We start from the raw sequence: 8,336 nt of genomic DNA on the forward strand, positions 1-8,336 counted from the left end.
GGACACGGCACGCCGTGTCCCTTTGTGTTAATGTTAAAGCTTCGGATAGCTCGGCACCTTCTTGTAGATCTTCCAGTTCTCGGATATTATCTTCCAGGTGTTATCTTTGACATCTCTGACGAACTTAAGCTGTTTGGTGCCGAAATCCTGATAAGCGATCCTTTTATTGTCTGCAACCCAAGCTTTGTACTCCTGTAGGAAATTGACGTCGGCCGTCGCGTAATCGCCTTTGATCTGAAGCGTGGATATGTTCACCTCGATCCTGCCGTATCTTTTCCACAATCTCCTCATTCTCCTGCGTAGCTCCTCCTTGGTCAGCTTCACCGGATACTCCTTGCCGTTCACCACTGTAACCCTTCTTATTTCGGCGAAATCGGCATATTTGCCGACGTACCGGTCCACATCCTTTTTCTCCCATGCCTGCCGCCAGTCCTCTATGATCTGTCTGAGTTTGAGCTCGGTGTCGAGGGGGGTACCCCTTTCGACCTTCGCTGTAGGGGGTTTCTCCGTTCCGGGCTTGCCTCTGACCTCAGGTTTTCTCACGACCGGAGCGGTGGCCGATATGTAGCTCTCCTCATCGATCACCCTCCACCGTCTGCTGAAGCCGCGGCGTGCGATGATGAGTCGCTTCTTGGTCTCAGCTACGGATCCATCTTTCCTGTGTATCTTCACCGATATACCGGAGAACATCATACGTTTGTCATTTCCCTTCTTCTCGATCTCATCCAGGTTTATCTCAAGCTTGTTGTTCTTCATCAGCTCTGCTGCCTCTTTAAAGTGGGGTTCCCTTTTTCTTCTAGCGGTCTCATCCCACAGCGACTCATAAAGTTTCACATCTCCCCTTTCAACGGCGTTTTTCCAAACCTTGATAAACTCGTCGGGAGTTCTGCGGTCATAGGTGATCAACATAACGGTTAGGATTACGAGCACAGCCAGGAGGACGCTTCCAATCGGTATCAGTGCGTATTTGATCTCCGCTCTCATCCTCTCACCTCCGCACGGCGTAATCTGGGACCGATTCGTAGAAACGCCATATCTCCTTTGTGATCTTCCACTGGGAGTCGAGTTTTCTCACGTATGCCTCTCTGACCCACACGTCCACGAGCTTGGTCACGCCGCCCTTACCGTTTGCTTTTGTCTCTCGTCTGAGGGTATATCTGCCCACGACGGCCCTTTCGCTGAAACTTTTCTCGGCGAGTTTCCAGCCGCGCTCGGCCTGTTTTCTTAGCTCTGACTCGAACTGGCTCCGCGACAGCTCGGTCTTGCTCTCTTCGCCGCCTTTGACGATCACCTTCGTGAACTTGGCGTCCGGAGCATATCTAAGCAGATGCCGGGCGATGTTGCCGTTGGCCCAATCCAGATACCAGCTCTCCACGAAGGACCTTGCCTCCTGAATCTCCTTCTCGCTCAGCGGCGGTGGATATGATTTCGCCTCTTCGGCCTGTTGCTTGGCGACGTACTCCCTGGCCTTGGCGATCGCCAGCTCTCTGGCCTTTTCCCTCTCGATCCTACTTATCTTCTTAGAGTAGGCAACGGCCTGGGATCTAGCCCTTTCCCTTGCGGCTTCAGCTTCTCTTTCAGCTTGTTCGAGCTGAGTTCTGGTCTGCTCCATCTGGCTGCTGAGCTTCTTTATGAGACGTTCGGCCTCCCTCTGACTCCTGTGTTGGGCGAGCCTGGCTTCATCGAGCTGATCTTTCAACGCGTCCAGTTGGCTCTGAAGTCTATCGATCTCCTGATAGGCCCTCTCAACCTCCCTCTCGGCCTCTCTCTGTGCCCGTTGTGCCTCCTCAAGCTCCCTTCGCTTTTCCTCCTCTAGCTTCGATACCCTCTCGGTAAGATAGGCCATCTCGTTGCGTGCGTCCCTCATCTGCTTTTGGGCCTGGGCGAGCTGTTGTCTCATTCGTTCTAACTCCGCCTCCTTGCTTTTGAGAAGCCGCTCAGTTTCCTCTCTCCTCTTCTGAATCCGCCATGATGCCAAACCGGCGGCTTTCGCCTCAGCCATCGCCTTATACGCCAGATCCATAGCTCTGAGGCCATCTCTGCGCGTGAAAGCCTCCTGCGCCTGAGCCAATAGCGTCTCCGCCCTCATCAGCTGATCCTTCGCGTACTCCTCCGCTCCGAGCCTTTTCGCCTCTTCAATCGCCCTCTGGGCATCGGATATCGATGAGTTGACATTTTCCGGGCGGATTTCCCCCAATTTCGCACCGCATGAGGAGAGGAGAGGAACCGTCACCAGTAAGATCAGAAGAGGAAGAGCGGGTTTATAGATCCTCATAGCCTATCCCTCCTTAGATCTGTTCTGCGGAGAGACCCGAACGGAGGTTCGCGGCATCCAAATAGAAGCTTCATCCAGGAAGGATTATACCAAAGCTGAAACCGATATTCAAGTGTGACACCCGCGGAAGGGAAGCGAAAAGGAGGCGAGAGGCCGGACTCCGCAACAAACTCCAGATGGTCGGATGTCGGCGAACGGCTCTTCTGTGTCTCGATTCATCCGCTCATGACTAGCGAGGATAACGAGTATATCTGCGCCGCGCTGATCGAGACCATCGAGCGCCTACGAAAGGAGTGATTTGAAGTCGGAATGGAAATCTGGTAAAATTCCAGGAGAGATAACCACCGAGTGTAGCAGAGAACGGGGACCGGAGATGGGAGATCGGGTTTTCCCGATCTCCTGCCTTCTGATAATCGCTACGCTCAAGGGGGTAGACGATGACATCCGGAAGGAAGCTTGGAGTCTTGATTCATGGCGCAGGGTGGGTCAGCACCCAACACATCAAAGCGTTCCAGGCTAACCCGTATACCGAGGTGGTCGCCATCTCCAGCAGACGAATGGAGAGCTGCCGGAGAAGAGCCGAGGAGGCAGGGTTGGAGGGCGTGGCCCTATATACCGATTATGAAGGGGCGTTAAAACATGACGGCGTGGATATCGTCTCCATCTGCACCCCACAACATCTCCACCCGGAAAATGCCATCGCCGCCGCTGAGGCGGGGAAGCACATGGTCATCGAAAAACCCGTGGCCAACAGCCTTCAGGAGATGAGGGAGATGCTTGACGCCGTGAAAAAGGCGGGGGTCAAGACCGTTGTGAGCTTCGTCCTGCGCTGGAATCCGCTCTTTAAAACCCTTAAGAAACTGATAGCTGATGATTTTTTCGGGAACGTCTACTACGTGGAAGCGGACTATCAGAGCAACATCGCCAGCTGGTGGTCGGGATATGACTGGGCCAGAAGGAAGGAGACAGGTGTCAGTGCCTTTCTAGTGGCAGGATGCCATGCTATCGATGCCGTGCGCTGGTTCGCCGGAAGGGGTGAATATGAGGCGGCCAACCCTGTTGAGGTCTTCGCATACTCCGGGGGATGGCGTAGGGGCTCCGACATCGAATATGATTATATCTCCGGAGTATGGCGTAAGGGAGCTCCCCCGCTGGAGTATGACGGATTGGAGGTCGCCCTTATAAAGTTCGATAACGGCGTGCTGGGAAAGGTCTCAACCAACTTTGACTGCATCATGCCTTATACCTTCCCCATCGAGATCTTCGGGGATAAGGGGACGGCAAAGGACAACCGGATCTGGTCACACAAATATCCCGAACAGAAAGGATGGGTGGAGATCCCCACGGTTATGCCTGATACGGCCGACGTGACCCATCATCCGTTTCAAGGCGAGATAGACCACTTTGTGGATTGTATCCTGAACGGCGTGGAGTCCCATTGTAACCTGGAGGACGCTATCCGAACACATGAGATCGCTTTCGCTGCCCTGCGCTGCTACGAGACGGGTAAACCTGTGAAACTGCCCCTGCTATAATCAAGTTGCCAAATCGATCCACTTTACAGGTGAACTTAGGGGGAATGAAGGTTGTGCCGCTGTATTCGGTTATGATAGCGGGGCCCTCTATCAGGTTATTCGGGAGAAGCCCTCTTCTGTCGTATATCCCCACCTCGAGCTGTTCACCCCTGTAAAGAAGCTTTCTCACAGCCATGAGGGCATCGGAGGGGTCATCGGTTCCCGATGATATCGATCTGAGGTCGGGTTTCTCGACCGCCCTGATCGCCCTTAGCCTGAGTGTAACTATCTCCGTATCGGCATTAGGATGTAGGTGGCCGAATCTGCGTAGATAGGCCGCTTCAAATTCCTTCCTATATTCGGTATTGAACGGGATGGTCAGCTCATAGGATTGCCCCTCATATCTCATGTCGAGCGATCTGATGAGCAAGACCTCGTCTCGATCGAATCCCTCTTCCCTCATCTCCCTCAGCGCCCGATCCTCCAGAGGACGAAACATCGAAAACAGCTCCTCATAGCTCGCCTCCTCCGTTTTTTAGCACGGTCTGGGAGTAATCTCTCGTCACATCGGCCAGTGCCATGCCGAAAGCCGAGAGGAGACCGGGGTTTTGAGGCACGATCACATATGGGATCGAAAGGAGATGGGCGAGTTCGCAGGCGTGTAATCCCCCCGCTCCCCCGAAGGATATGAGGGCGAAACCGCGGGAATCATATCCCCTTTCGAGCGAGATCATCCTTATCGCCTTCTCCATCGTGGCATTGGCTATCTGTATTATACCCTCACATGTCTCCTCGATGGAGCATCCGATCTCACGGGCGAACCTTTCCACAGCCCTCCTGGCCCTCTCCACATCAAGCGGCATATCGCCTCCTAGAAGACCCCCCGGAGGGATCCTGCCCAGGATGAGATTGGCATCTGTAACTGTAATCTGGTCTCCTCTGCCGTAGCAGATGGGACCGGGATCGGCCCCCGCGCTTTGAGGTCCAACCCTTAAGGCTCCTCCTCGATCGAGATAAGCTATCGAGCCGCCCCCCGCTCCGACGGTATGTATCTCCACCATCGGTATCCTGATAGGTATCCCTGCTATCTCGTTTTCAACCCCTACCTTTATCTCACCATCGTAAAGGGATACATCCGTCGACGTTCCGCCCATATCAAAGGTTATGACCCTCTTGAAACCCGACGCTCGTGTGACAAATGAAGCACTGACCACACCTCCTGCTGGTCCGGACATGACCGTATAGATCGGGATTCGGCGCGCCGATCGGGACGAGATTATCCCCCCGTTTGACAGCATCACCTGTATCTCGCCGAGCTCTCCCTCCAACCTCGCTAAGTATCCTTTCATGATCGGGGCGATGTAAGCGTTGGCGACTGTGGTGCTCGTCCGCTCATACTCCCTATACTCCGGCAGAACCTCGTGGGAGGATGAAATATGAACGCCAAGTCTTCCGAGGAAACGCTTGATCCTCCTTTCATTTTCGGGGTTAGCATATGAGTGAAGCAGGGATATGGCGATCGACTCGATGTCCTCTGATCTCAACTTATTGAGCAACGCCCTAAGTTCGTTCTCATCGATCTTCCTTTCGACTTCGCCCCTATATGTCGTTCTCTCGGGGATCCCGAAACGGAGTTCTCGCGGCACAAGGGGAGGGGGTTTATCGACGAAGAAGTCATACAGTGACGGCCTGTTCTGCCTTCCGATCTCGATGATATCCTCGAAACCCTCCGTCGTAATGAGGGCGGTTCTGGCCCCTTTCCTTTCAAGCAGGGCGTTCACGGCTATGGTCGAGCCGTGAACGATGTGCGCCTGACCGATTTCAACCCCACGCTTTGCAAGTATTCTCCTGACTCCCTCTATGACGGCAAGGGCAGGGTCATGCGGGGTTGACAGGAGCTTATATTTTAGAACCCCATCCTTGAGAAAGGCGATGATATCTGTGAACGTGCCACCTATGTCGACACCGATTCTCACCCGTATCCTCCTCCGCCCGGCGTTTCGATTCTTATCACATCGCCCGCTTTAACGTTGAGGCTGATCTTTGATCCCAGAGGTATCTCTTCCCCGTTTCTTATCAAAAGATTCTTCCCCTTTTTGCCTGGGCCGCCGAGGGCGCCATAGGGGGCTTGCGGCGGGGATTCTGTCGGGACAGGCCTGAAGCAGGGCTCCCAAAAGCAGATCCACAATCCTCTGCGGCGATCTGAGCCCTCAGATCCCCCTCCCTCTCATCGGGGGTCCTGACATTCGCCAGTATTAAGGATAATATCTCCTCATCCAGCACGCCCTCCTTCAGGAGTTTGACCGGCGGGATGCGAATTCCCTTCTGGATCATCTCCGTAGAGGGCGACATCGACCCCGGAGAGATACCGCCTACATCGGAATGATGCGCCCTGTTGGCAACGAGGAAGGGTAACTTGCCATCGAGAAAGACAGGGGAGATCACGGTTATGTCCGGGAGATGGGTTCCGCCTGAGAAGGGATCATTCAAGATGATCACGTCTCCCGGTTTCAGTTCATCTATCCTGCTGAGAGCTTTCTGCGCCGATAGCGGCATCGATCCGAGATGCACGGGGATATGAGCCGCCTGTTCGATCATCCTGCCCTTTCCATCAAAGACGGCACAGGAGAAATCCCGCCTTTCCTTGATGTTCGGCGAGAAGGCGCTCCTCAAGAGCGTGACACCCATCTCCTCCGCTATGGATGAGAACAGATTTCTGAAGATCTCCAATCTGACCGGATCGTGCTCGCGCACCATCTCCTCTTTGATCCTCTCACCATCATCGAGTGAAGACGGGAGACGGGAGGCCGGAAAAACCGGTCTCTGTTCCAACGGCCTCCTATCTCCTATGGGTAACCGCTATACTGTGGCGGCACGAGCCTCGCGCCCACTTTAGATTACCTGATCCTCCAGTATTCGTTTATAGGTTTCTGATAGAACTCTATCTTACCCTCCAAGACGTCATCGTATTTGACGGAACGCCCTAGGAAACTCGATTCGAATATGGCCTCACATATCGCCTTGGCCTTCATGCCGGTCTCGCCGTCCACCTCAGGTGATCTGCCGTTCTGTATGGCATCCAGGAAATCGTAGCATTCCAATGTAACGCCGTCCATGAATCCATGGGGGAAGAGCTTGTTGCGTCCCTCTTCGCCTAGCTCCTCGAGGAACTGTTTCTGTAGATCCTCCATCGGGTATTTCGTACCATCTTTGAGAATCACCTCGGCATTTCCGAACGGACCATGAAAGACGTCTCCGTGATCTAAGAGACACCCCTCGCTTCCGTAGTAGACAACGTGCGTGAAGCTATGTCCGGGTGCAGCCCAGGTGCAGGACCAGACGCCTGTCATACCGCTTTTGAAGGTGATGTTGGCGATCCACGTGTCCTCGGTTTCATCCTTGACTATCTCTCCGCCTTTCGTGACCTTCTTGTCCTCCCAGCTCGTCACCTTAGCATAGACCGTGTCGACATCTCCGAAGAGGTATCTGATCGTGTCGCAGAAGTGAGCGCCTGAGTCCATGACCATCCCGCCGCCGCTCAACATCCGGCTGAACCTCCAGCGCCATGGTGAGGAGGGATCGGTCTTACGCCAGCTTGCGTGTTGGGCGAAGAACATCCTCATCTCGCCCAGCATCCCCTTCTCGTTTATCAGCCACCATGCCGTGCGCTGGCTCAGGCCCCTTCTGATGTTCTCAGCGGTAGCGGCGATCTTCCCGTTGCGTTTCGCCGCCTCGATTATAGCTTTGCTCGCCTTAATCGTCACGCCAAACGGTTTCTCTATGATGACATTCACCCCGGCCTCCAGACAGGCTATGCCGTTTATGTGGTGATAGGCATGAGGGGTACAGATGTCGGCGCCGTCAAGGTTCTCCTTGGCCAGCATCTCATCGACGTCTGTGTAGATCGACGGTCTCTCGCCGGTGGCCTCCTCGACCTTTTTGGCGAAGTTGGCGGCACGTTCCTCCACAGGGTCGCACATCGCCACCAGTTTCACCTTGTTTGGTTCCTTCTCTCTTATCCTGAGGTAGGCCCCTAGATGACCGCCGGCCATACCCCCACACCCGATTATAGCCATTCTGACCGGTTGAGACATGTTAGACCTCCCATGAGCGAGGTATGTTTGAAGCACTTAATTTTAGACTCAGAAGACGGTTTTGTCAAATACAGCTCAAACGGGGGGTGTATGAAAATTTTGTAGGTAAGAGGGAGTAGACAAAGAGGCTAGATGAATATAAAATAACCTCCAAACTCAAAAGAGCCTGGAGTTGAAAAAAGGAGATACAAGATCTAAGCAGAGAGATACAAGAGAGATGGGCTGAGATGAATATGATGGAGATAGAGCAAAAACATAAGGATGACTTTGGAGTATAACCTCAACGTTATAGCAAATCAACTTGACCAATCCATTAAACCCACGGGGCTGCCACCGGCGTCGCCCACCGTTGACCTCAACGCGCAAGGCCTTCAGAGGGCGAGTCAGGTTGTATACCCAATCCTCCCAAGCGCAAGAAGCCTCCAGCATCTCCCTTTCTTTGGAAAAGGACAA

At 53.8% G+C, this 8,336-nt stretch carries 6 protein-coding genes and 1 pseudogene; 1 reads left to right on the forward strand and 6 read right to left on the reverse strand.

Annotated elements, in window-relative coordinates; translation table 11 throughout:
* Positions 1–33: 33 nt before the first annotated feature.
* Positions 34–984 (reverse strand): hypothetical protein, encoded by a 951-nt coding sequence (locus J7M22_09605; protein MCD6506865.1) that lies wholly within the window; start codon positions 982–984, stop codon positions 34–36.
* A 4-nt stretch (positions 985–988) separates the two neighbouring features.
* On the reverse strand, positions 989–2,275 hold the full coding sequence (locus J7M22_09610) for a DUF4398 domain-containing protein (protein MCD6506866.1): 1,287 nt from the start codon (positions 2,273–2,275) through the stop codon (positions 989–991).
* Between the two features lie 437 nt (positions 2,276–2,712).
* Between J7M22_09610 and J7M22_09615 the strand changes: the two genes are divergently transcribed.
* Positions 2,713–3,810 carry a Gfo/Idh/MocA family oxidoreductase gene (locus J7M22_09615; protein ID MCD6506867.1) on the forward strand — a complete coding sequence of 366 codons (1,098 nt, stop codon included), beginning with the start codon at positions 2,713–2,715 and terminating at the stop codon, positions 3,808–3,810.
* Here J7M22_09615 and J7M22_09620 read toward each other — a convergent pair.
* From J7M22_09620 to J7M22_09635, 4 genes and pseudogenes are all read right to left on the reverse strand, one after another.
* Positions 3,731–5,771 (reverse strand): annotated as a pseudogene (locus J7M22_09620) (hydantoinase/oxoprolinase family protein). The gene J7M22_09615 and the pseudogene J7M22_09620 sit on opposite strands and share 80 nt — an antisense overlap.
* Positions 5,762–5,869: a hydantoinase B/oxoprolinase family protein gene (locus tag J7M22_09625; protein ID MCD6506868.1), complete on the reverse strand. Its 108-nt coding sequence runs from the start codon at positions 5,867–5,869 to the stop codon at positions 5,762–5,764. The pseudogene J7M22_09620 and the gene J7M22_09625 overlap by 10 nt, the downstream one beginning before the upstream one ends.
* Positions 5,866–6,546, reverse strand: coding sequence for a hydantoinase B/oxoprolinase family protein (locus J7M22_09630; GenBank protein ID MCD6506869.1), 681 nt, complete (start codon positions 6,544–6,546; stop codon positions 5,866–5,868). The genes J7M22_09625 and J7M22_09630 overlap by 4 nt, the downstream gene beginning before the upstream one ends.
* Positions 6,547–6,686: 140 nt before the next feature.
* Positions 6,687–7,883: a Gfo/Idh/MocA family oxidoreductase gene (locus tag J7M22_09635; protein ID MCD6506870.1), complete on the reverse strand. Its 1,197-nt coding sequence runs from the start codon at positions 7,881–7,883 to the stop codon at positions 6,687–6,689.
* Between the last annotated feature and the right edge of the window lie 453 nt (positions 7,884–8,336).

This window comes from Candidatus Poribacteria bacterium, from assembly GCA_021162805.1.
Taxonomy (GTDB): domain Bacteria; phylum Poribacteria; class WGA-4E; order B28-G17; family B28-G17; genus JAGGXZ01.

Bases quoted from the DNA above. Each gene is read 5' to 3' on its own strand.
- J7M22_09605 (MCD6506865.1), bottom strand. From the start codon at position 984: ATGAGAGCGGAGATCAAATACGCACTGATACCGATTGGAAGCGTCCTC.
- J7M22_09610 (MCD6506866.1), bottom strand. From the start codon at position 2,275: ATGAGGATCTATAAACCCGCTCTTCCTCTTCTGATCTTACTGGTGACG.
- J7M22_09615 (MCD6506867.1), top strand. From the start codon at position 2,713: ATGACATCCGGAAGGAAGCTTGGAGTCTTGATTCATGGCGCAGGGTGG.
- J7M22_09630 (MCD6506869.1), bottom strand. From the start codon at position 6,546: ATGGTGCGCGAGCACGATCCGGTCAGATTGGAGATCTTCAGAAATCTG.
- J7M22_09635 (MCD6506870.1), bottom strand. From the start codon at position 7,883: ATGTCTCAACCGGTCAGAATGGCTATAATCGGGTGTGGGGGTATGGCC.